This is a genomic window from Aeromonas enteropelogenes, from assembly GCF_000819845.1.
Lineage (GTDB): Bacteria > Pseudomonadota > Gammaproteobacteria > Enterobacterales > Aeromonadaceae > Aeromonas > Aeromonas enteropelogenes.
Genome location: NZ_CDCG01000034.1, coordinates 43,775 through 66,076 on the forward strand (window position 1 = coordinate 43,775; position 22,302 = coordinate 66,076).

The window sequence follows — 22,302 nt, forward strand, 5'->3', positions numbered from 1 at the left end:
GGGCAGGGCCCGCCCCTTGGAAAATGGGGGGCTGGCTTACTTGTCGCTATAGTCCAGCACTTCGATGGTGTGGTTGCCGTTGGTGAACACGCAGATGTCGCCCGCAATCTTGAGGGACTTCTCGACAATGGTCTTGGCATCCAGCTCTGTGTTTTCCAGCAGGGCGATGGCCGCGGACTGGGCGAAGTTGCCGCCCGAGCCGATGGCGATGAGATCGTGCTCCGGCTGCACCACGTCACCGTTGCCGGTGATGATGAAGGATTTGTGCTCGTCGGCGACGGCCAGCAGGGCCTCGAGGCGGCGCAGGGCACGATCGGTGCGCCAGTCTTTTGCCAGCGCCACGGCGGCGCGCTCCAGGTTGCCCTGGTGGGCCTGCAGCTTGGCTTCGAAACGCTCGAGCAGGGTGAAGGCATCGGCAGTACCGCCGGCGAAACCTGCCAGCACCTTGCCGTTATAGAGACGGTGAACCTTGCGGGCATTGCCCTTCATGACGGTGTTGCCAAGAGAAACCTGGCCATCGCCACCGATGACGACCTGACCGTTGCGGCGAACTGAAACTATGGTAGTCACTTTACTTACCTCGCTTGAGCCGAATAACGGCCTGAGTGTGCATGAGAGCTGAGATGGGGACGGCATCCGGGCTTTTCAACCCCGCCCGTCGCAGGGCGCCAGTTGGCTGGGGGCAAGTCAGGCATGAAAAAGAGGGGCCGGGTTTTGCAACCCGGCCCCTCGCTGTCAGGAGACACTTACCCTTTCTTGGGAATACAGCCACTGATGCCCGAGCTTTGCAGCTTGCGGTTGGCCGCATCGGCGGCCGCCTTGCCGTTGAAGGGGCCCACCATCACCTTGTAGACGGTGCCGTTGGCACCGTTGATCACCTGCAGGCTGGAGGAGAGGCCGGCGGTGAAGGCGATGCGCGCCTTGAGCGACTCGGCAGAATCCTGCGAGCGCAGGGCTGCACACTGCATCATGTAGCGACCGCTGTCGGCGGCGGCAGTCTGGGCCGCCTTGGCCTTGGCTGCTTCGGCACGTTCCCGCTCCAGCTCGGCACGGATCTCGCGTTCCATCCGTTCACGCTCGGCCTTGCGGTCGATCACCTGCTCCTGGGCGCTGGCGACCGGCGCCCCCGTGGCCGGGTTGGACGGATAGGGTTGCTGGCCGAGCGGCGTTCCCGGCTGGGGAATATTGGTCGGTACCGGTTGTGGCAATTTATCCGGCTGCAGGGTGACGGTTGGTGCCGGAGGTGGTGGCACACCCGGCTGGGGCGGCGGTTCGATCACATCGACCTGCTTGTTCTCCAGCCGTTCGATGTAGCTCCACTTCTCCTGGGGCAGACCATTGTTCTGGGCCTTGGGCTTGTTGGCCTTCACCTGCTCTTCGATGGTGGGGGCATCGTTGCCCTTGCCATTGATCATGTAGAGGAAGGCACCAAAACCCGCCAGCAGTGCACCGGCCAGCAGGGCCGGGATAACAGGAAAGCGGCGAGGCGCCGCTTTCCTGGTGTTGCGACCACCCGCCCGACGTCGCGGGCGGTTGCCGACATAATCCCGGGTTGCCATCTATTACATGCGCTCCAGGGTGTGGATGCCCAGTACGCCGAGGCCCAGTTTCAGCACCTTGGCGGTGGCGGCGCACAGCAGCAGACGGCTCTGGCGAATGGCCTCGTCGACGCCATCCTTGTTGATCGGGCAGGCTTCGTAGAAGGTCATAAAGTTGCCGGACAGCTCGTACAGATAGGTACAGAGCAGGTGCGGCATGCCCTTGTCCGCCACGCCGTTGACTGCGTCGGAGAACTGGATCAGCTTCTGGGCCAGCACCTCTTCCGCCTCTTCGCTCAGGATCACCTTGCCGGTCAGGGTCTCGGCATTGATGCCGGCCTTGCGGAAGATGGACTGGATCCGGGTGTAGGCGTACTGCAGGTAAGGGGCTGTGTTGCCTTCAAACGACAGCATCAGATCCCAGTCGAAGATGTAGTCGGTGGTGCGGTTCTTGGAGAGATCCGCATACTTGACCGCACCCATGGCGATGGCGTGGACTACCTCGGCCTTCTCCTCGGCGGAGAGATCGCTGTTGCGGCTCTCGAGCAGGGCGGCGGCGCGCTCCTCGGCTTCGTTCAGCAGGTCGACCAGCTTGACGGTGCCGCCGGAACGGGTCTTGTAGGGACGGCCATCCTTGCCCAGCATCATGCCGAAGGCGTGGTGCTCGAGGGGCACGGAGTCCGGCACATAGCCCGCCTTGCGGGTGATGGTCCAGGCCTGCATCAGGTGCTGGTGCTGACGGGAGTCGATAAAGTACATGACACGGTCGGCGCCCAGGGTTTCATAACGGTACTTGGCACAGGCGATGTCGGTGGTGGTGTAGAGGAAGCCGCCATCGCTCTTCTGGATGATGACGCCCATGGGCTCGCCATCCTTGTTCTTGAACTCGTCCAGGAAGACGACGGTGGCCCCTTCGCTCTCGACCGCCAGCCCGCGGGCTTTCAGGTCGGTCACGATTTCCGGCAGCATGTCGTTGTACATGGACTCGCCCATGATGTCCTTGTCGGTCAGGGAGACATTCAGGCGGTCATAGTTGCGCTGGTTCTGCTCCATGGTCATGTCGACCAGCTTCTTCCACATGGAGCGGCAGTACTCGTCACCGCCCTGCAGCTTGACCACGTAGTTACGGGCACGCTCGGCGAAGACTTCGTCTTCGTCATACAGACGCTTGGCCTGGGTGTAGAAGGCTTCCAGATCCTTGAGCTGCATGTCGCTGGCGTGCTCGTTCTCCATCTTCTCCAGATAGGCGATCAGCATGCCGAACTGGGTACCCCAGTCACCGATGTGGTTGGCACGAACCACTTTATGGCCGAGGAACTCCAGGGCGCGCGCGGCCACGTCACCGAGGACGGTGGAGCGGATGTGGTGCACCGCCATCTCTTTCGCCACGTTCGGGGCTGAGTAGTCCACTACCACGGTCTGCGGCGCAGGCAGCTTCACGTTGGCATTGGCACTGGCCACCACGGCTTCCACCTGACCGGCCAGCCAGCTTGGGTCGAAGAAGAAGTTGATGAAGCCGGGGCCGGCGATCTCGACCTTGGCGATCAGATCGGAGGCGGGCAGGTGCTCGATGATGGCGGTAGCCAGCTCACGGGGATTCTTGCGGGCCGGTTTGGCCAGCAGCATGGCCAGGTTGGTGGCCAGGTCGCCGTGAGCTTTTTCCTTGCATCGGTCTACTTGCACGCGGGCTTCCAGGTCCGCCGGCAGGATGCCCGCTGACTTGAGATTGGCTACCGTTTGTTCAAGTAGATGATGAATATGCTCTTTCATAACTGACCACCAAGGTTGCGCGTCGAAAAATGACTGATATATAAGGGCGTGAATTTTACCCGCATCGGCCGGAGAAAACTATAGGGATGACCCGCCGCTCACAGTCGGGCGGATAATTCACTGTTTTTGGCGCCAATATCCGGAAAATTAACCGCAATATGGTGCTTATCCATTTCTACTGCATATCGAAGCGGCTTGTCCAGGCTATTTTCCCCTGATTGTTAAGGGTTTTTTCCTTGCCATGACGGAGCAACCCTGCTCCAGCGACAGGATCAGCGCAACCTGCTCTTCTGCCCGGTCGTAATGGAGATGAAGGATTTGTTCGAGGCTTTTTGGTTGGGGCTGGCAGATCGGGGGTGTAGAGAGCATAAAAAAGGGACCGATATGGTCCCTTTTTTGTTTGGCTGGCGCAGGTTGTCAGGCCACGAACACCAGATAGACGGCGAAGGCCACCACGAAGCGGTAGATGGCGAACGGGATGAAGTCGAGGCGACGGATCAGCGCCAGGAAGGTCTTGATGGCAAACATGGCCACCACGAAAGCAGTGATGAAGCCAACCGCGAACATGGGGAAATCCGCCATGGAGAGGAAGTCGCGGCTCTTGTAGAGATCCAGCGTGCTGGCCGCCATCATCATGGGCACCGCCATGATGAAGGAGAACTCGGCCGCCGCGTGGCGGCTGATCCCCATCAGCATGCCGCCACTGATGGTGGCGCCGGAGCGGGAGAAGCCTGGCCAGAGGGCCAGACACTGGAACAGGCCGATGCCGAACGCCTGCTTGTAGCTGATGTCGTCCAGGGTATCGGCGGTGACGGCGGGACGGAACTTCTCGGCGATGATCAGCAGGATGCCGCCTGCCACCAGGGCGTACATGACGGTGACCGGGCCAAACAGGTTGGCCTTGATCCAGCTGTGGATAGCCAGACCGATGACGATGGCGGGCAGCATGCCGAGGATGACGTGGATCAGCGACAGGGTGGAATGGCCAGGTGCCGGCTTTTGGCCGAAGTGGATGCCGATGAGGCCAAACAGACGGCGCCAGAAGACGGCGACTACCGCCAGGATGGAACCCAGCTGGATCACCACTTCGAAGGTGGCAGCCTTGGGCCCTTCAAAGCCCAGCAGATGGCCGACGATGATCATGTGGCCGGTAGAGGAGACGGGGAGGAACTCGGTCAGCCCCTCGACGACGCCCAGAATAAAGGCGACCAGCAGGCTATAGGTATCAGTCATCGAACAAAAAGTCCTTACTTCGTTGATGTAAAAGCCGGGTTGATGCAAAAAATCCCCGAGAGTGCTCCCGGGGCGGCTTATCTTGCTCGATTGTCAGTAAGGTGGCTATGTAAAAATGATGAAACCTTTAAGTCAGTCGCGGATGAATCGGTAGCGGGTTTGATGGCGGTATTGCTGGCCTGGCAGCAGCCAGACATCCCCCAGTTCGGGACGATTCGGGCTGTCCGGAAACTGCTGTGCCTCCAGACAGAAGCCGTCGTGATCCCGCAAAATCTGGCCATCGCGACCCGCTGTGCCGGCCAGCCAGTTGCCGGTGTAAAACTGCAGCGAAGGCTGGTTGGTGTAGACCTCCATCGCCAGTTGCCGATCTGCGGAAACCACCCGGGCCGCCCACTCCTGCTCGGGGCCATTTAGCACAAAGGCGTGATCGTAGCCTTTGGCCTGGCGCTGCTGGGGATGGCTCAGCCAATCCTGGCCGATGGGGCGCTCATGGCGCAGGTCGAACGGCCCTGCCACCGGCGTGACCGTGAGCGGCAGGCCGCTCGGGTCGGTGGGCAGGAAATGATCGGCATTGAGGCTGATGGTGTGACCGAGTACGTCGCCGCCGTCCGGACGGTTGCCATCCAGATTGAAGTAGGCGTGGCTGGTGAGGCTGACCGGGGTCGGCGCATCTGTGCTGGCACGAAACTCCACCACCAGATCGCTTTGCTCCAGCCGGTACTCCAGGGTCACCCTCAGGTTGCCGGGAAAGCCTTGATCCCCCGCCTTTGATAGCAAAGCCAGCCTGACCCGATCCGCCTCAAGCTCCCTGATCTGCCAGGTACGGCGATGAAAGCCCTCCCTGCCGCCGTGCAGGCAGTGGGGCGGCTGGTTGGCATCGAGGGGCCAGCGCTCGCCCCCTCGTACCAGCTCGGCCCCACCGATGCGGTTGGCAAAGCGCCCAGCCACGGCCCCCAGCCACACCTGTTGGTCGGGGTAATCCTGATCGGCGCAGCCCAGCAACACCTCGCGCCGCTCCCCCGCGACCGGCAGGGTGAGGGAAGTGAGGGTGGCTCCGAAGTCGAGGCCGCGCAGGCGCAGCCCCTCCTCGTTTTCCAGTTCGAAGGCCGTCATAGCCTGCCTGCTCCGGCACTGGCGCGGCAGACATAGCAATCGGCCTTGAGGCCGAAGCGGGCCGGGTATTCGGCATCGACCGCCGCGATCACGCTGGCCACCTTGTCCGGGCGCAACAGGGCGACCACGCAGCCGCCAAAGCCGCCCCCTGTCATCCGCACGCCACCTTCGTCGCCGATCCTGGCCTTGATGAGTTCCACCAGGCCGTCGATGGGAGGAACCGTGATCTCGAAATCATCGCGCATGGCGGCATGAGACTGGGCCATCAGCTCGCCCAGACGCACCAGATCGCCGCGCTCCAGCGCATCGGCGGCGGCCAGCGTGCGCGCATTTTCGCCCACTACGTGGCGGGCGCGGCGATAACAGGCCTCATCCAGCCCGGCCTTGCCTGCCTCCAGGGCGGCCAGATCCAGGTCGCGCAGCGCCTTGACCCCGTAGTGACGGGCGGCGGTTTCACACTGCTCGCGGCGAGTGTTGTATTCGCTGTCCACCAGGCCGCGGCGCACGTTGGAGTTGACGATCAGCACCGCCAGATCGGCCGGCATGGTGATGAGGCGGGTTTCCAGCGAGCGGCAGTCGAGCAGCAGGGCGTGATCCTGCTTGCCACTGGCAGAGATCATCTGATCCATGATGCCGCAGTTGCAGCCGACGAACTGGTTTTCTGCCTGCTGGCCATTGAGGGCAATCTCGGCCTGGCTGATGGCGAGACTCTGGGCCTCCTTGAAGGCCTGGCCGATGGCCACTTCCAGCGAGGCGGAAGAGGAGAGCCCGGCCCCCTGGGGTACGTTGCCGGAGACCACCAGATCGAGTCCGTGCAGGGCATGGCCACGCTCTTGCAGGTATTTCACCACGCCGCGGATGTAGTCGCTCCAGCGCTGGCCGGGGTGGTGCTCGATGGGCTGGTTCAGGTCGAACTGATCGCGCTGGTTGTCGTAGTCGGCGGCGATCACCTGCACCAGGCTGTCATCCCGCAGGCCGATGGCGACACAGGTTTCATAGTCGATGGCGCAGGGCAGCACGAAGCCGTCGTTGTAGTCGGTGTGTTCGCCGATGAGGTTGACGCGGCCGGGGGCGCGTACCAGCAAGGAGGGCGCTTTGGCAAACTGTTCGGCAAAGACGGCGCTGACGCGTTGGCTCGGGGTCATGGGGTTTCCTCATTGGCTGGGGTGATCTGGTTGTAATGAACGGGAGAGAGGGCACGCAGTCGCTCGGCCGCCTGCTCCGGAGTCAGGTCGCGCTGGGTTTCGGCCAGCATCTCGAAGCCCACCATAAATTTGCGCACGCTGGCTGAACGTAAAAGCGGCGGATAGAAGTGGGCGTGCAACTGCCAGGCCTCGGGGCAATCCGAGCGGGGCGGCGCGAAGTGCCAACCCATGGAGTAGGGGAAGCTGCATTCGAACAGGTTGTCGTAGCGGCTGGTGAGCTCCTTGAGCGCTACCGCCAGATCCTGCTGCTGGGCCGGGGTCATATCCAGCATGGAAGGAATATGAACCTTGGGCAGCAGCAGGGTCTCGAACGGCCAGGCCGCCCAGAAGGGCACCACCGCCAGCCAGTGCTCGGTCTCCACCACGATGCGGGATCGGTCGGCCAGCTCCCGCTCCACATACTCCAGCAGCATGGGGCGACCGTGCTCGGCCAGCCAGTCGCGTTGATGTTGATCCTCGCGGGCGATCTCGTTGGGCAGGAAGTCACTGCCCCACAGCTGGCCATGGGGGTGAGGGTTGGAGCAGCCCATGACGGCCCCTTTGTTTTCAAACACCTGCACCCATTCCCACTGCTCTGACAGCTCGGCGACCTGCGCCATCCAGGTGGTGATCACCCCCTCGATGGCAGGCAGGGGCAGCTCGGGCAGCGTCTTGCCATGATCCGGCGAGAAACAGATGACCCGGCTGGTACCACGGGCGGCCTCCAGTTTCAGCAAGGGGTCGCCGGCAGTGTCGGCGGCCGGGGTGTCCTGCATCAGGGCAGCGAAGTCGTTGGTAAAGACGAAGGTGCCCTGATAGTCGGGGTTGATGTCACCAGTGACCCGCTTGTTGCCTGCACAGAGGAAACAGTCGGGGTCGTGGGCTTGTTGGGGGGCCTGGCTCACCTTCTCCACCTGCCCCTGCCAGGGGCGCTTGGCCCTGTGGGGAGAGACCAGCACATACTGGCCGGTCAGCGGATTGAAGCGGCGATGGGGATGATCGACGGGGTTGAACATCATCTCTCCTGATAAGGTATTGAAAATAAGGTCATTGTTTCGCGGGAGTCGGCATGCCTACTCCTCGTAGCCATTGGGGTTGTTGGCTTGCCAGCGCCAGCTGTCGGCACACATGGCGGCGACATCCCGGGTGGCCTTCCAGCCCAACTCGCACATCGCCTTGGACGGGTCGGCCCAGCAGGCGGCGATGTCGCCCGGGCGTCTTGGCTCGATGCGGTAGGGGAGCGGCTTGCCGCAGGCGGTGGAGAAGGCGTTGACCAGTTGCAGCACGCTCTGGCCCTGGCCCGTGCCCAGGTTGTAGGCATGTACGCCGCCATGACCGGCGCAGCGCTGCAACGCCTTGACGTGTCCCTCGGCGAGATCCATCACGTGGATATAGTCGCGCACGCCAGTGCCATCCGGGGTAGGGTAATCGTTACCAAAGACCGAGAGGCAGTCACGACGGCCGATGGCTACCTGGGTGATGTAGGGCATCAGGTTGTTGGGGATCCCCTGGGGATCTTCCCCCATGGTGCCCGACTCGTGGGCGCCGACCGGGTTGAAGTAGCGCAGCAGCGTCATGCTCCAGTGGGGCTCGGCGGTCTGCAGATCCTCCAGGATCTCCTCGATGATTAGCTTGGATCGCCCGTAGGGATTGGTGGCGCTGCGGGGGAAATCCTCCCGGATGGGCAGGCTGGCGGGATCGCCATAGACGGTGGCCGAGGAGCTGAACACCAGGTTGTGGACGTCGGCCCGCTTCATCGCCTGCAGCAGGGCGAGGGTGCCGCTCAGGTTGTTCTCGTAGTAGTCGAGGGGGATGCGGGTCGATTCGCCCACGGCCTTCAGGGCGGCGAAGTGGATCACCGCATCGATACTGTGTTCGGCAAAGATGCGATCAAGCAGGACCTGGTCGCGAATATCCCCTTGATAAAAAACGGGTAATTGACCGCTGATCGCAGCTACCCGAGTCAATACGCCGGGCTTGCTGTTGCAGAGGTTGTCGACAACCACGGGGATCATGCCTGCTGCCTGCAAGGCCAGACAGGTATGGCTGCCGATATATCCGCAGCCGCCGGTGACCAGAACCTTCATCTTGCTCTCCACTGAAAACGTGTCTGGAAGGAGTCTAGCCGAGGGGGCGGCGAGCAAACTGTGAGCTTGCTTGCAAAATAGTGTAAACGATTACACTGTTTTTATGATCCCAATGATGACAGATATTCCTTTCGTCACTATTTTCAATGAGTTTGCTGGGTATAATGGCGCCATTGTGGACTGTGAAATAAGTGAAAACAGCATGAGTACTATCAAGGATGTCGCCCGTTTGGCGAATGTGTCGGTGGCAACGGTTTCACGGGTGATGAACAACTCGCCCAAGGCCAGTGCGGCATCCCGTGCTGCGGTACAACAGGCCATGGCGGAGCTGGGTTATACCCCCAATGCCAACGCACGGGCACTGGTGAACCAGACCTGCGACACCATGGGTGTGGTGGTGGGCGACGTGGCCGATCCCTTCTTCGGCGCCCTAGTAAAGGGGGTCTCTGCCGTGGCTGTCGAGCAGAATCTGCATCTGCTGATGGGCAACGGTTTTCACAAGGCACGCCAGGAGCGCGAGGCGATCGAGCTGCTGATCGGCAAGCGCTGCGAGGCGCTGGTGGTTCACAGCAAGGCACTCAGCGACGAGGAGCTCTGCGATTACGCCATGCGGGTGCCCGGCATGGTGCTGATCAACCGAGATATTCCCGCCCTTCGCGGGCGTTGCATCGCCCTCAACAACCGGCTGGGAGCGGCCACGGCCACCCGTCATCTGATCGAGCTGGGGCATCGCCATATCGCCTTCATCAGTTCGGATCATGCCATCGAGGATGCCACCTTGCGCCAGCAGGGGTACCAGGATGGTTTGCATGACGCGGGTCTGGTCGCCGATCCGGAGCTTGTCGAGAGCGGGCCTCCCAACGAGGAAGGGGGCGAGCAGGCCATGCTCAATCTGCTGGCAAAAGGAGTTCGGGTGACAGCCGTGGTGGCTTACAACGACGCCATGGCGGCGGGGGCCATCTCGGTGCTGGCTGACAATGGCCTGCGGGTGCCGGAGGAGGTCTCGGTAGTGGGTTTCGATGACATCATCTATGCCAGATACCTCAGACCCAAGCTCTCGACCATGCGCTATCCCATTGAATTGATGGCATCCCAGGCAGCCAAGCTGGCGTTGCAGCTGGCCGCGGGGGAGGGTGAGGCGCAGCAGAACCGCATCTATACCCCGACCCTTATCAACCGCCATTCGGTCGCGCCGGTGCGGGCCGGATAGGGGGAATGGGTGAGCCATGGTTAACCATCCCGGCTGATGGCGCTGTAGTTTTACCGGTTTTAATTGTTTTTACTCCGTTTTACTTAACAAAATTAGTGTAATCGTTTACATCGCTGTGAGCGAGATCGCCGTTCCCTGCGCCGGACTTCTCTAAACTGAATACGTTTTCGTATTGGTGGAGAGTATCTGAATGCTCAGGGAGATAGTGGCGCGTCAGGATTGGCAGACCCAGGCGATTACCTCGGTGAATCGCTTGCCTGCCCACACCCCCTTGTTCAGCTGGCGCAACGAGGAGGATGCCCGGCTCGACAGGGCATCGCTCTCCAGATTGTCACTGGATGGTGAGTGGCGTTTCTCTTTCTTCACGGCCCCCGAGCTGGTGCCGGAGGCCTGGCTAAAGGGCGATCTGGCAGATGCCTGCCCCATCCTGGTGCCCGGCAACTGGCAGCTGAATGCAGCCTACCCTGGGAATCGCCCGCTGACCGACGGTCCCATCTACACCAACATCAAGTATCCGTTTCCATGCGATCCCCCCAGGGTACCGGCCGACAATCCGACCGGCTGTTACTCCCGTGAGTTCGAGTTGCCCGCCGACTGGCTGGCCAACGGTCAGAGCCGCATCATTCTCGACGGGGTAAGCAGCGCTTTTCATCTCTTCTGCAATGGCCACTGGGTCGGCTACTCCCAGGACAGCCGGCTGCCCGCCGAATTCGATCTGACCCCCTGTCTGCAAGCGGGCAAGAACCGGCTGGCGGTACTGGTGCTGCGCTGGTCGGACGGGGCCTATCTGGAAGATCAGGACATGTGGTGGCTGTCGGGGATCTTCCGCTCCGTCAGCCTGCTTCATAAGCCGGTCCGTCATCTGATGGACATGCGGGTCACACCCGGGCTCGATGCTTGCTATCGGGATGGGAGCCTCAAGATTGAACTGCAGGCGGCCAATGCCGCCGGGTTGTCGGTGGTGGCCAATCTCTATGACGGCAGTGAGCGGGTTGCAACCCTGTGCCAGCCGATCGGCACTCGAACCATTGACGAGAAAGGGGCTTATGACGATCGCGCCGAGTTGTGGCTGGCGCTGGCGGCGCCGCGCAAGTGGAGCGCCGAGACCCCCCACCTTTATCGCCTGACCCTGACTCTGCTGGATGAGCAGGGCCAGCCCATCGAGAGCGAGGCCTGCGACGTGGGCTTTCGGGTGGTGGAGATCCGTGACGGCTTGCTGCGGGTCAACGGTCAGCCGCTGCTCATTCGTGGCGCCAACCGTCACGAGCACCATCCCGCCAAGGGCTATGCCATCGATCTTGCCACCATGGAGCAGGATCTGTGGCTGATGAAGCAGCACAACTTCAATGCCCTGCGTTGCTCCCACTACCCCAATCATCCGGCGCTCTACCGGTTGTGCGACAGGCTGGGGCTCTATGTGGTGGACGAGGCGAATCTGGAGACCCACGGTATGACCCCCATGGGGCGGCTGGCGCGAGATCCCGCCTGGAGCAACGCCTTCCTGGAGCGTGCCACCCGCATGGTGGCCCGTGATTTCAATCACCCCTGCATCATCATCTGGTCCCTCGGCAACGAGTCCGGCTATGGTCCGGCCCACGATGCCATGTATGGCTGGATCAAGCGCAGCGATCCGAGCCGTCCGGTGCAGTATGAGGGGGGCGGAGCCGATACCCCGGCCACCGACATCATCTGCCCCATGTATGCCCGCACTCATCAGGATCAACCCTTCCCGGCGGTGCCCAAGTGGGCACTGGCCAAGTGGATTGGTCTGCCCGGCGAGACCCGGCCGCTGATCCTGTGCGAATACGCTCACGCCATGGGCAACAGCCTGGGGGGCTTTGCCCACTACTGGCAGGCGTTTCGTGATCATCCGAGACTGCAGGGCGGCTTTGTCTGGGACTGGGTCGATCAAGGGCTCGACAAATACACGACCGACTGTCGCCACTACTGGGGTTATGGCGGTGACTTCGGGGAGGTGCAAAACGATCGCCAGTTCTGCTGCAATGGCCTGCTGTTTCCCGATCGCACGCCTCATCCTGGTCTGTTCGAGGCAAAACGGGCCCAGCAGCCATTCCGGTTTGAGCTGGTGGGGCAAGCGCCGCTGCGGGTGCAGATCGAGAGTGAATATCTGTTCCGTGCAACCGACAACGAGCAGCTGCAATGGCAACTGTGCGAAAACGGGCGCGTGATGCATGGGGGAGAGATTTCCCTCGCATTGGCGCCCCTGGGCCGGTGCGAGCTGACGCTGGTCGATACCTTGCCGGAATTCGCGCCTGGCGCTCTGGTATGGCTCGATCTGGCCATCGTTCAGCCTGCCGTCACTCCTTGGTCCGGGGCGGGCCACGAGGTGGCTCGTCAGCAATTTATGTTGCCTGCCCCCTTGGCGCTACCGGCCCCAATCACTCCGGCAACCCTGACAGAATCCCCCGAGGGATGGCTTGCCTGCGGCGGTGACAACCAGTGGCGGCTGGACAGAGCGAGCGGCCGCATCATCAGCTGGCTGAAGGGGGGGCAGGAGCTGTTGCTGGCGCCGATCGGGGATCACTTCTACCGGGCGCCGCTCGACAACGATATCGGCACCAGTGAGGCGGATCACGCGGATCCCGACTCCTGGATCGCCCGCTGGCAGGCCTGCGGCCTTATCAACTGGCAACATCGCTGCCTCGGCATGGTGGCATCAGAGGGCGAGATCCGGGTGCGCCACGGTTATTTCCACAACGGGCAATTGCTGGTGGTCAGCCAGTGGCGACACGGCTTCACCAGCGAGGGGGCCATGACCCTCGAGATAGAGACGGAGCTGGCGCCTTCACTCCCCTCCCTGCCCCGTATCGGCCTGCTGTTGCAGCTGGCCGGTGTGCCGGAGCGGGTTGAGTGGTTGGGACGCGGCCCCCACGAGAACTATCCGGATCGTCTGCTGGGGGCGGATCTGGGGCACTGGAGTGCGCCGCTGGCCACCATGCACACCCCTTACATCTTCCCTTCCGACAACGGGTTGCGTTGCGACAGCCGCTGGTTACAGCTGGGGGAGGTGAGGGTGACGGGGACCTTCCATTTCAGCGTCAGCCGCTTCAGCCAGCAGCAGCTCGCCGCCGCGCGTCACCAGAGCGATCTGGTGGCAGAAGAGGGGATCCATGTCTGCCTTGATGGCGTCCACATGGGGGTCGGCGGGGATGATTCCTGGAGCCAGAGCGTGCGGCCCGAGTACCAGTTGACGGCACGCCGCTACCATTGGCGCTGCACCCTGATGTGAGCCGTTTTGACAACCTGGCCACAACGACTAGCCTCAACAGACCAGGATTGATTGAGTCTCAAATCTCAATTTCTATTTTATGTATTTGAAAAATAATAAAAAGGTTTCAATGTAACAAAGTGTAATCGTTTCCATTTCGTTGTGAGGATCACAGAAGGAATCACAACAAACCGATTACATTTACTGGCGCTTGCTCAATTGCTCGCCACCCTACAACACAGATAGATACATCGGAGCACACATAATGAAAAAACTCACCACAGTTGCCACCCTGTTGATGGGCCTGATGGCCGGTGCCACTGCCCATGCCGAAACCCGGATCGGGGTCACCGTTTACAAATACGACGACAACTTCATGTCGGTCGTACGCAAGGCCATCGAGAAGGAGGCGGCAGCCAATCCGGATGTGGAGCTGTTGATGAATGACTCCCAGAATGACCAGTCCAAGCAGAACGATCAGATCGACGTGCTGCTGGCCAAGGGGGTGAAGGCCCTGGCCATCAACCTGGTTGACCCGGCGGCGGCCCCCGTGGTGATCGAGAAGGCCCGTGGTGAAGATGTGCCTGTGGTGTTCTACAACAAGGAACCGAACGCCACCGACCTGGCCAGCTATGACAAGGCTTATTACGTAGGCACCGACTCCAAGGAGTCCGGCATTATCCAGGGTCAGCTGATTGCCAAGCACTGGAAAGCCAATCCGGCCTGGGATCTGAACAAGGATGGCGTCATCCAGTTCGTGCTGCTGAAAGGCGAACCGGGCCACCCGGATGCGGAAGCCCGCACCACCTACGTGGTCAAGACCCTGAACGAGGGTGGCATCAAGACCCAGCAGCTGCACATGGATACCGGTATGTGGGATACCGCCATGGCGAAAGACAAAATGGATGCCTGGATCTCCGGCCCCAACGCCGACAAGATCGAAGTGGTCATCGCCAACAACGACGGCATGGCAATGGGCGCTGTTGAATCCCTCAAGGCTCAGGGCAAGACCGCCATTCCGGTGTTCGGTGTCGATGCGCTGCCGGAGGCCCTGGCGCTGGTCAAGAGCGGTGCCATGGCCGGTACTGTGCTGAACGATGCGACCAACCAGGCCAAGGCCACCTTCGATCTGACCAAGAACCTGGCCGAAGGCAAACCCGCCGGTGAAGGCACCAGCTGGAACATTGTCGACAAGGTCGTCCGTGTTCCCTACGTCGGTGTCGATAAAGACAACCTGTCCCAGTTCCAGTAATCCTCCCCTCCAGGGCAAGGGAGATCCCCTTGCCCTCTGTTTCAACCAGATGTGATGGCTGATATGACAACACAGCAACAATCAGAATGGCTGTTGGAGATGATTGGCGTCAGTAAGAGCTTTCCTGGCGTCAAGGCACTCGATAATGTCAATTTACGGGTCCGTCCTCATTCTGTGCATGCGTTGATGGGCGAGAACGGGGCGGGGAAATCCACGCTGCTCAAGTGCCTGTTCGGCATCTACGAGAAGGATCAGGGCAAGATCTTCTTCAAGGGGCAGGAGATCAACTTCACCTCCTCCAAGGAGGCGCTGGAGAACGGTGTCTCCATGGTGCATCAGGAGCTGAACCTGGTGCTGCAACGCTCCGTGATGGACAACATGTGGCTCGGTCGCTACCCCACCAGGGGGTGGTTCATCGACCATGACAAGATGTATGACGACACCAAGCAGATCTTCGACGAGCTGGATATCGACATCGACCCCAGGGTCAAGGTGGCGACCCTGTCGGTCTCCCAGATGCAGATGATCGAGATCGCCAAGGCGTTCTCCTACGATGCCAAGATCGTCATCATGGACGAACCCACCTCCTCCCTGACCGAGAAAGAGGTCAACCACCTCTTCAAGATCATCAACAAGCTCAAGGAGAAGGGGTGCGGCATCGTCTACATCTCCCACAAGATGGAAGAGATCTTCCAGCTCTGTGACGAGATCACCATATTGCGGGATGGCCAGTGGGTGGCGACCCAGCCCCTCAAGGGGATGACCATGGATCAGATCATCGGCATGATGGTTGGTCGCGAGCTCACCCAGCGCTTCCCGGAGAAAACCAACCAGCCGAAAGAGGTGATCCTCGAGGTCGAGCACCTGACGGCGAAGAACCAGCCCTCCATCCAGGACATCACCTTCAACCTGCACAAGGGGGAGATCCTTGGCATCGCCGGTCTGGTGGGGGCCAAGCGTACCGACATCGTCGAAACCCTGTTCGGCATCCGTGAGCATGTGGAGGGTTGCATCCGGCTTCATGGCAAGGAGATCGCGAACCACAACGCCCACGAGGCGATTCGCAACGGTTTCGCCCTGGTTACGGAAGAGCGTCGTTCCACCGGCATTTATTCCCGTCTCGACATCGCCTTCAACTCCCTGATCGCCAACATGGACAACTACAAGGGCTCCATGGGGCTGCTCAGCGACCAGAAGATGAAGAGCGACACCCAGTGGGTCATCGACTCCATGCGGGTCAAGACACCGACCCAGCAGACCCAGATCGGCTCCCTCTCGGGAGGCAACCAGCAGAAGGTGATCATCGGTCGCTGGCTGCTGACCCAGCCGGAGATCCTGATGCTGGACGAGCCGACCCGCGGCATCGATGTAGGGGCCAAGTTCGAGATCTATCAGCTCATCCTGGAGCTGGCGAAGAAGGACAAGGGCATCATCATCATCTCGTCCGAGATGCCGGAATTGCTCGGGATCACCGACCGCATCCTGGTGATGAGCAATGGCCGGGTCGCCGGGATCGTCAATACCAAAGAAACTGACCAGAGCGAGATATTGCGTCTGGCATCTCTGTACCTCTAGAGACAGGAAGACATTTATGGAGTCGGCAAAAAATTTCAACCTGATGCAGGCGCTCAAGGAGAACGGCATCTATGTGGTGCTGCTGGTGCTGCTGATGATCATCGTCATCAAGGAACCCTCGTTCCTGAGCCTCACCAACCTCAGCAACATCCTGACCCAGTCCTCGGTGCGGGTCATCATTGCCCTCGGGGTGGCGGGCATCATCATCACCCAGGGGACTGACCTGTCGGCCGGTCGCCAGGTGGGCCTGGCGGCGCTCATTGCGGCGACCATGCTGCAGGCGCTGACCAACGTCAACAAGGTCTTCCCAACCTTGGGCGAGGTGCCCATCCCGGTGGTGATCCTGCTGGTGTGTGCCGTCGGGGCCCTGATTGGCCTCATCAACGGCCTAATCGTGGCCTACCTGAACGTGACCCCCTTTATCACCACTCTGGGGACCATGATCATCGTCTACGGTATCAACTCCCTCTATTTCGATTCGGTGGGCGCTTCACCGGTAGCCGGCTTCGATCCCCGCTTCTCCAGCTTTGCCCAGGGCTTTATCCGGATAGGCGGCTTCAAGCTCTCCTACCTGACCTTCTACGCGGCCATCGCCAGCGTATTCGTCTGGGTGTTGTGGAACAAGACCCGCTTTGGCAAGAACATCTTCGCCATCGGTGGCAACCCGGAAGCGGCCAAGGTCTCCGGTGTCAACGTGGCGGTCAACCTGGTGATGATCTATGCCCTGGCCGGTGTCTTCTACGCCTTCGGCGGCATGCTGGAAGCGGGCCGGATCGGCAGTGCCACCAACAACCTGGGCTTCATGTACGAGCTGGACGCCATCGCGGCCTGCGTGGTGGGTGGGGTGTCGTTTGCCGGCGGCGTGGGTACCGTGGCCGGGGTGATCACCGGGGTACTCATCTTCACCCTGATCAACTACGGTCTGACCTATATCGGCGTCAGCCCCTACTGGCAGTTCATCATCAAGGGCGGCATCATCATTCTGGCGGTTGCGCTGGACTCCATGAAGTACGCCAAGAAGAAGTAATGGCAACTGCCTGCAGGCAGTACGGCAATAAAAAACAGGGCCATTCGGCCCTGTTTTTTATATGTTTCTTTCGGCTTAACCAGCCTTGCGCTTCAAATAGACCCCGGCTTCCATGTGGTGGGTCCAGGGGAACTGGTCGAACAGGGCGAAGCGGGCGATCTCGTGGGTCTCGCCGAGTACCTGCATGTTGGCCTGCAGGGTCTCCGGGTTGCAGGAGATGTAGAGGATGTTGTCGTAATCCTGCACCAGCTTGACGGTGGCATCGTCGAGACCGGCACGGGGCGGATCGACGAAGATGGTGTTGCACTGGTAAGCGGAGAGGTCGACCCCCTTGAGGCGGTTGAACTCCCGCTCACCGCGCATCGCCATGGTGAACTCCTCGGCGGACATGCGCAGGATGATCAGGTTGTCGACCCCGTTGGCGGCGATGTTGTACTGGGCTGAATCGACGCTCGGTTTGGCGATCTCGGTGGCCAGCACCTTGCGGAAATTCTGGGCCAGGGCGATGGAGAAATTGCCGTTGCCGCAGTAGAGCTCCAGCAGATCACCCTCGCTGCCCCGGGTCACGTCCAGCGCCCAGCCCAGCATCTGCTCGTTGATGGCGGCGTTGGGCTGGGTGAAGCTGTTCTCCACCTGCTTGTAGGTGAGCTGGCGGCCGGCGACGTTCAGCTGCTCGACGACGAAATCGTTGCCCAGGCAAATCTTCTGCTTGTGGGCGCGGCCAATCAGCTGCAGATCAAACCCCTTGGCGCGCAGGTCGGCCTGCAATGCCTCGGCGGCCTGCTGCCACTCGGCCTCGAGCTTGCGATGGTAGAGCAGGCTGACAACGATCTGGCCGGACTGGGTCGAGAGATAGTCGATCTGGAACAGTTTGCGGCGCAGCACCGGCTGCGGGCGCAGCCCCTCCAGCAATACTGGCATCAGCTGGTTGATGAGGCGGCTGGCGGTGGGGAACTGGTCGACCCGGATGATCTCTCTGGTGGCCGGTGCATACATGCAGTGGAAGAGGTCGTCCCCCTCGTGCCAGATGCGAAATTCGGCGCGCATCCGGTAATATTCGGCGGGCGAGGCATGCACCTCCAGCTTTGGGAGCGGGTAGCTGGCGAACAGTCGGGTGAGTCGCTCGCATTTTTCGTCGAGCTGGGCCTGATAGTCGGCAGGAGTCCGCAGGGGCTGGGAGTCAGCGGAAGCCCGTTGGGATTGGGTCATAGATACCTCATATGCACACCGGCCGGGCCGGAACGAAAACGGGGGAAGGCAACAGGCCACCCAAAGGGGCCCGATTTTAAAAGGCCGCTCTGGATTGTCCAGTATTTTGTGGTCAAGAAGTGTGCAATCGGGCCGATATCCGATCTACAGGCATGATGGGAGGACACATGATGCAAATCGATGGCGTGGGCGCGGCCCAACCCAAGGGAGTGGGTGTTTCTCCCAAATCGCCCCAACAGGCACAGGCAAAGCAGAATCAGGGCGGGGAGGAGGTCTCCCTGCACCAGCCACCGAAGTGGGCTCAGGTGCTGATCCAGCAGGCGCTGCAATTCTCCCTGGAGATCAACGGCCAGCACTATCAGGCGCCCAAGACGAAGGCGCCGGAGGAGATCACCCCCGAGACCCTGTTCGACTTCCAGTCGGTGGCGGACAACGTGCTGCAGTTCGTCACCGGTCGTCTGGGGGCAGCTCGTGCCGATGGCAAGTCCGACGACGAGCTGACCAAGATGATGGAGCAAGCCCGCAAGGGGGTCGACATGGGCTTTAACGCAGCCAAGCAGCAGCTGGGGGATCTGGCTACCGACAACGAGGACATCAAGACCGGCATCGAGCAGAGCTACAAGCTGATCCAGGACGGGCTCGAGGAGTTTGAACGGGAGTTTTTCGGCAAGGTCTCCCCCACCGAGCGGGCCGCGATCGAGATGGCCAGCCGCCAGCAGGGTATCCTAGAGATCGAAACCAAGGATGGCGACAAGGTGCTGCTGCGTTTCAACGACAGCTGGCAGATGAAGTCCAGGCAGGGTGAGGGGGGCAGCCAGTTCAGCCTCAAGTCGAGCCAGAGCTTCAGCTTCTCCCTGGAAGGGGATCTCAGCAGCGAAGAGATGGACTCTATCGGCAAGCTGGTCAAGGGGATCGACGATCTGGCGGGGAGCTTCTTCTCAGGCAACTTCGACGATCTGCTCAAGAAAGCGGGCGAGCTGCAACTGGATGACAGCCAGTTGGCCTCCTACTCCCTCAAGCTCAAGCAGAGCGTCAAGCTGAGCCAGACCTATCAGGGGGCCCACTCCCTGCAGGAGATGCTCAAACCGCTGGCCGACTACCTGCCCAAACTTGATCAGGTGCAGCAGCAGGCGGATACCCTGTTGCCCGCCTCCCAGCAACAGGCGCTGGTGCCTGCCGTGCTGGCCGCCAGAGGGGAGGAGGAACCGGCCCAGGTCAACAGCTTCACCAGCTTCAACCAGCGTATGCTGGAGGCGCTGCGGATGATTGGCCAGTTCCAGCCCGCGACCGGAACCGACAGCCAGTACGGCTGATAGCCGGCCTCACTCCTTAATAATCAGCCGTTTGCCACGCCCGCCGGGGGCTGGCAAACTGGCCTTTTCTTCAATCCGGTCGTCCCATGAACCCCAAGAAGCCCAGAGACAAGCGCGAGCTCTGCTACCCCTTTATTTTCGAAACGTCGCTCAAATGTGATTTTGAAATTGCCACCGACGAGCTCTGCTGTCAGGTGGGCGCCGTGTTGTCACACCTTGCACCGGATGCCGATATTCGGCCCATGCTGGCGGATCTCGCAGCGTTGCAACGGCTTATCTACAACCTCAACGGTTCGGTGCGCGGCAAGCTCGGCATCTTCGAGGAGGATCTGGACTGGCTCAAGGGGCGTTACGATCACTATAACGAGGCGAGCCGTGGCCGGGTCACCGGGTTCGTGTTGCCCCAGGGGCCGCAACCCATCCCGACCCTGCATCTGTGCCGCTGTGGCAGCAAGAAGGTGGTGCGACTGCTGGTGCGGCTGGAGGAGAGTGGCGTCGCATTCGACCCCATCCTCTATCGTTTTGCCAACCTGTTGGCCAACTTCTTCTTCGTGCTCACCGTCTACCTCAAGCAGCTGTGGCAGGTGCCGGAAGTGCCCTACGTCAGCATCAACTACTGATACGATCGGGCCGTCATAGGGCGCTGCCCGCCGCCATGTGCGGGGTTGCCAGCCAGCGCCGATTGCACAAACGAAAAACCGGAGCACTGGGCTCCGGTTTTTATTCTCAACTGGCGAGCGTCACTCTCAGCTGGACAGCAGCACCCTGGCCGAATTGGCGGGGACGGTCAGTTGCAGCTCTCCCTGCACCACTTCGAACTTGTCGCCGTTGAAGGCATCGGTGAAGCGGCTGGCCGGGCTGGCGGTCTGCCACAGGGGCAGGCTGATGGTGCGCGGCTCGCTGGGATGACGGTTGCAGGCCACCACCACCTGATCGCTTTGCAGGGTGCGGGCGAACACATAGCTGTGGGGGCCGGCGTAGAGGGTCTGGATATCGCCACGGCGCAGGGAGGGGCGCTGGCGGCGGTAGTGGTCGTGCAGCACGTGATCCCAGGCGGTGGTCTCCCACGGGAAGCAGCGACGGCAATCCGGGTCGTTGCCACCGGAGAGCCCCACCTCGTCACCGTAGTAGATGGAGGGCACGCCGATATAGGTGAGCAGCAGGGTGGCGGCGAGGCGCATCCGCTGTTTGTCCTCTCCCAGCAGGTGGAGGAAGCGGGCGGTGTCGTGGCTGTCCAGCAGGTTGAACTGGGCCAGCTGGTTCTTGAACGGGATGTGGGCCCGTGCCAGCCTGAGCCAGCGATCCAGCTCCTCGGCGCTGATCTTGATGGGGTGATAGGCGATGTCCTGGCCGGCCAGGAAGGCGCGGATCGGGTGAGCGAAGCCATAGTAGTTCATGGCGCCGTCTTCCTGATCCCCCTGCAGCCACTGGCTTGCCTCGAAGAAGTGTTCGCCGAGCACGTAGGCGTCCGGGTTCTCCTGCTTCACCGCGCCGCGAATGGCGCGCACATGGCCGCTGTTGCCCTCGGCGGTGCCCCGCTCACCCAGCATGTGGATGACGTCGAAGCGCCAGCCGTCGATCTGGTAGGGGGCACGCATCCAGTAGCGCAGGATGGCGTCATCGGCCCGGTAGACGGCGTCCTGTACCTGCTCGCTGGAGAAATCGAGCTTGGGCAGGCTGCGAATGCCCTTCCAGCTGACGTAATCCCCATCGCCATCAAAGGTATAGAAACTGCGCCATGGCGAATCCGGGTTGCTCTGGGCCCCCAGCGGCGGGCAGAACCAAGGGTGCTCGGTGGAGGTGTGGTTGACCACCGCATCCAGGATGATCTTCATGCCGCGCTGGTGCAGGTTGCGGGTCAGCTCGGCGAACTGGGCATTGGTGCCCAGATGCGGGTCGACCTTGAAATAGTCCTGGGTGTCGTACTTGTGGTTGCTCGGTGAATCGAAGATGGGGTTGAGGTAGAGCGCCGTCACCCCGAGGGACTGCAGGTAGTGCAATTTGGCATCAATGCCCGCCAGATCGCCGCCATAGAATTCGCAGGCGCCGTGCCCCTCGTCGTGGCGGCTGACCGGCTCGCCCCAAGCCTTGCTGATAACCGCCTTGCCACGATATTCGTACTCGTGATGCTTGACGCTAAGCGATGGGTCACCGTTGCAGAAGCGGTCGGGAAAGATCTGGTAGAACACCTGATCCTGCACCCAGGCCGGCGGCTGGTGGCGGCTGTTGAAGCGAAAATGCTGTTCCCGCGGCGGCATGGCCGAGCTGATGCCGGCGCCGTGCAGCCACCACTGCTCCTCGTCGGTGAGGCACTTAAAGCAGTAGAGATGGATATCCTGGCCTCTGGTCAGCGGCAGGGTCACTTGCCACACCTGCAGCCTGTCCCGGGTGGAGACAGGGATCATGGCGATCAGGTACTCCTCGTTGTCCGGCTCGTGGCGCAGCCACACCTCGCGGATCGGGGCGTCCAGTTCGCTGAACAGGGTGAGTTGCAGTGCATCGGCGCTCTCTTTGAACCAGGGCGCCACCTGGGGATGAAACAGAAACGGATGGGTCATGATT

The 22,302-nt window shown here is 61.3% G+C and carries 17 protein-coding genes; 7 read left to right on the forward strand and 10 right to left on the reverse strand.

Going from position 1 to position 22,302, the window contains the following annotated elements:
• Positions 1-36: 36 nt before the first annotated feature.
• The 8 genes from hslV to galE form a co-directional block, all read right to left on the reverse strand.
• Positions 37-570 (reverse strand): ATP-dependent protease subunit HslV, encoded by a 534-nt coding sequence (hslV, locus tag BN1123_RS11985; RefSeq protein WP_026458393.1) that lies wholly within the window; start codon positions 568-570, stop codon positions 37-39.
• A gap of 176 nt (positions 571-746) precedes the next feature.
• Positions 747-1,559: an SPOR domain-containing protein gene (locus tag BN1123_RS11990; RefSeq protein WP_042027257.1), complete on the reverse strand. Its 813-nt coding sequence runs from the start codon at positions 1,557-1,559 to the stop codon at positions 747-749.
• A gap of 3 nt (positions 1,560-1,562) precedes the next feature.
• Positions 1,563-3,308, reverse strand: coding sequence for an arginine--tRNA ligase (gene argS, locus BN1123_RS11995; protein ID WP_042027258.1), 1,746 nt, complete (start codon positions 3,306-3,308; stop codon positions 1,563-1,565).
• Positions 3,309-3,725: 417 nt separating this feature from the next.
• On the reverse strand, positions 3,726-4,541 hold the full coding sequence (gene bacA / locus BN1123_RS12000) for an undecaprenyl-diphosphate phosphatase (RefSeq protein ID WP_026457483.1): 816 nt from the start codon (positions 4,539-4,541) through the stop codon (positions 3,726-3,728).
• A gap of 132 nt (positions 4,542-4,673) precedes the next feature.
• Positions 4,674-5,654 carry a galactose-1-epimerase gene (gene galM / locus BN1123_RS12005; RefSeq protein WP_042027260.1) on the reverse strand — a complete coding sequence of 327 codons (981 nt, stop codon included), beginning with the start codon at positions 5,652-5,654 and terminating at the stop codon, positions 4,674-4,676.
• Positions 5,651-6,799 (reverse strand): galactokinase, encoded by a 1,149-nt coding sequence (galK, locus tag BN1123_RS12010; RefSeq protein ID WP_042027261.1) that lies wholly within the window; start codon positions 6,797-6,799, stop codon positions 5,651-5,653. The genes galM and galK overlap by 4 nt, the downstream gene beginning before the upstream one ends.
• Positions 6,796-7,854 carry a UDP-glucose--hexose-1-phosphate uridylyltransferase gene (locus BN1123_RS12015; RefSeq protein ID WP_042027262.1) on the reverse strand — a complete coding sequence of 353 codons (1,059 nt, stop codon included), beginning with the start codon at positions 7,852-7,854 and terminating at the stop codon, positions 6,796-6,798. Before BN1123_RS12015 ends, galK begins: the two co-directional genes overlap by 4 nt.
• A 57-nt stretch (positions 7,855-7,911) precedes the next feature.
• The gene (gene galE, locus BN1123_RS12020) at positions 7,912-8,925 is read right to left on the reverse strand and encodes a UDP-glucose 4-epimerase GalE (RefSeq protein WP_042027263.1); all 1,014 of its coding nucleotides are present in this window, start codon (positions 8,923-8,925) and stop codon (positions 7,912-7,914) included.
• A gap of 202 nt (positions 8,926-9,127) precedes the next feature.
• Between galE and BN1123_RS12025 the strand changes: the two genes are divergently transcribed.
• The 5 genes from BN1123_RS12025 (at position 9,128) to mglC (ending at position 17,218) form a co-directional block, all read left to right on the forward strand.
• Complete coding sequence (locus BN1123_RS12025) at positions 9,128-10,135, forward strand: substrate-binding domain-containing protein (RefSeq protein WP_042027264.1); 1,008 nt, start codon at positions 9,128-9,130, stop codon at positions 10,133-10,135.
• A gap of 190 nt (positions 10,136-10,325) precedes the next feature.
• A complete protein-coding gene (locus BN1123_RS12030; protein WP_042027265.1) occupies positions 10,326-13,385 on the forward strand; it encodes a beta-galactosidase in 3,060 nt (1,019 codons plus the stop codon).
• A 244-nt stretch (positions 13,386-13,629) separates the two neighbouring features.
• Positions 13,630-14,616, forward strand: a complete 987-nt coding sequence (gene mglB / locus BN1123_RS12035; RefSeq protein ID WP_082037535.1) for a galactose/glucose ABC transporter substrate-binding protein MglB — start codon at positions 13,630-13,632, stop codon at positions 14,614-14,616.
• 54 nt (positions 14,617-14,670) lie between these two features.
• Positions 14,671-16,191, forward strand: coding sequence for a galactose/methyl galactoside ABC transporter ATP-binding protein MglA (gene mglA / locus BN1123_RS12040; RefSeq protein WP_042027267.1), 1,521 nt, complete (start codon positions 14,671-14,673; stop codon positions 16,189-16,191).
• 16 nt (positions 16,192-16,207) lie between these two features.
• Positions 16,208-17,218 (forward strand): galactose/methyl galactoside ABC transporter permease MglC, encoded by a 1,011-nt coding sequence (gene mglC, locus BN1123_RS12045; protein WP_026456961.1) that lies wholly within the window; start codon positions 16,208-16,210, stop codon positions 17,216-17,218.
• 75 nt (positions 17,219-17,293) lie between these two features.
• On the opposite strand, the gene trmA is transcribed toward mglC, so the two are convergent.
• Complete coding sequence (gene trmA / locus BN1123_RS12050; RefSeq protein ID WP_042027268.1) at positions 17,294-18,427, reverse strand: tRNA (uridine(54)-C5)-methyltransferase TrmA; 1,134 nt, start codon at positions 18,425-18,427, stop codon at positions 17,294-17,296.
• A gap of 170 nt (positions 18,428-18,597) precedes the next feature.
• On the opposite strand from trmA, the gene BN1123_RS12055 reads away from it, so the two are divergent.
• Entirely contained in the window at positions 18,598-19,740 is a 1,143-nt protein-coding gene (locus BN1123_RS12055; RefSeq protein ID WP_042027325.1) for a DUF5610 domain-containing protein, read from the forward strand.
• Between the two features lie 86 nt (positions 19,741-19,826).
• Positions 19,827-20,360: an ATP--cob(I)alamin adenosyltransferase gene (locus tag BN1123_RS12060; protein WP_042027269.1), complete on the forward strand. Its 534-nt coding sequence runs from the start codon at positions 19,827-19,829 to the stop codon at positions 20,358-20,360.
• Positions 20,361-20,486: 126 nt separating this feature from the next.
• On the opposite strand, the gene malZ is transcribed toward BN1123_RS12060, so the two are convergent.
• Complete coding sequence (malZ, locus tag BN1123_RS12065; protein WP_042027270.1) at positions 20,487-22,298, reverse strand: maltodextrin glucosidase; 1,812 nt, start codon at positions 22,296-22,298, stop codon at positions 20,487-20,489.
• Positions 22,299-22,302: the final 4 nt, after the last annotated feature.

Bases quoted from the DNA above. Each gene is read 5' to 3' on its own strand.
- BN1123_RS12055 (WP_042027325.1), top strand. From the start codon at position 18,598: ATGCAAATCGATGGCGTGGGCGCGGCCCAACCCAAGGGAGTGGGTGTT.
- BN1123_RS12060 (WP_042027269.1), top strand. From the start codon at position 19,827: ATGAACCCCAAGAAGCCCAGAGACAAGCGCGAGCTCTGCTACCCCTTT.
- BN1123_RS12025 (WP_042027264.1), top strand. From the start codon at position 9,128: ATGAGTACTATCAAGGATGTCGCCCGTTTGGCGAATGTGTCGGTGGCA.
- BN1123_RS11990 (WP_042027257.1), bottom strand. From the start codon at position 1,559: ATGGCAACCCGGGATTATGTCGGCAACCGCCCGCGACGTCGGGCGGGT.
- mglB (WP_082037535.1), top strand. From the start codon at position 13,630: ATGAAAAAACTCACCACAGTTGCCACCCTGTTGATGGGCCTGATGGCC.
- mglC (WP_026456961.1), top strand. From the start codon at position 16,208: ATGGAGTCGGCAAAAAATTTCAACCTGATGCAGGCGCTCAAGGAGAAC.
- malZ (WP_042027270.1), bottom strand. From the start codon at position 22,298: ATGACCCATCCGTTTCTGTTTCATCCCCAGGTGGCGCCCTGGTTCAAA.
- bacA (WP_026457483.1), bottom strand. From the start codon at position 4,541: ATGACTGATACCTATAGCCTGCTGGTCGCCTTTATTCTGGGCGTCGTC.
- galK (WP_042027261.1), bottom strand. From the start codon at position 6,799: ATGACCCCGAGCCAACGCGTCAGCGCCGTCTTTGCCGAACAGTTTGCC.
- galE (WP_042027263.1), bottom strand. From the start codon at position 8,925: ATGAAGGTTCTGGTCACCGGCGGCTGCGGATATATCGGCAGCCATACC.
- mglA (WP_042027267.1), top strand. From the start codon at position 14,671: ATGGCTGATATGACAACACAGCAACAATCAGAATGGCTGTTGGAGATG.
- BN1123_RS12030 (WP_042027265.1), top strand. From the start codon at position 10,326: ATGCTCAGGGAGATAGTGGCGCGTCAGGATTGGCAGACCCAGGCGATT.
- trmA (WP_042027268.1), bottom strand. From the start codon at position 18,427: ATGACCCAATCCCAACGGGCTTCCGCTGACTCCCAGCCCCTGCGGACT.
- BN1123_RS12015 (WP_042027262.1), bottom strand. From the start codon at position 7,854: ATGTTCAACCCCGTCGATCATCCCCATCGCCGCTTCAATCCGCTGACC.
- argS (WP_042027258.1), bottom strand. From the start codon at position 3,308: ATGAAAGAGCATATTCATCATCTACTTGAACAAACGGTAGCCAATCTC.
- galM (WP_042027260.1), bottom strand. From the start codon at position 5,654: ATGACGGCCTTCGAACTGGAAAACGAGGAGGGGCTGCGCCTGCGCGGC.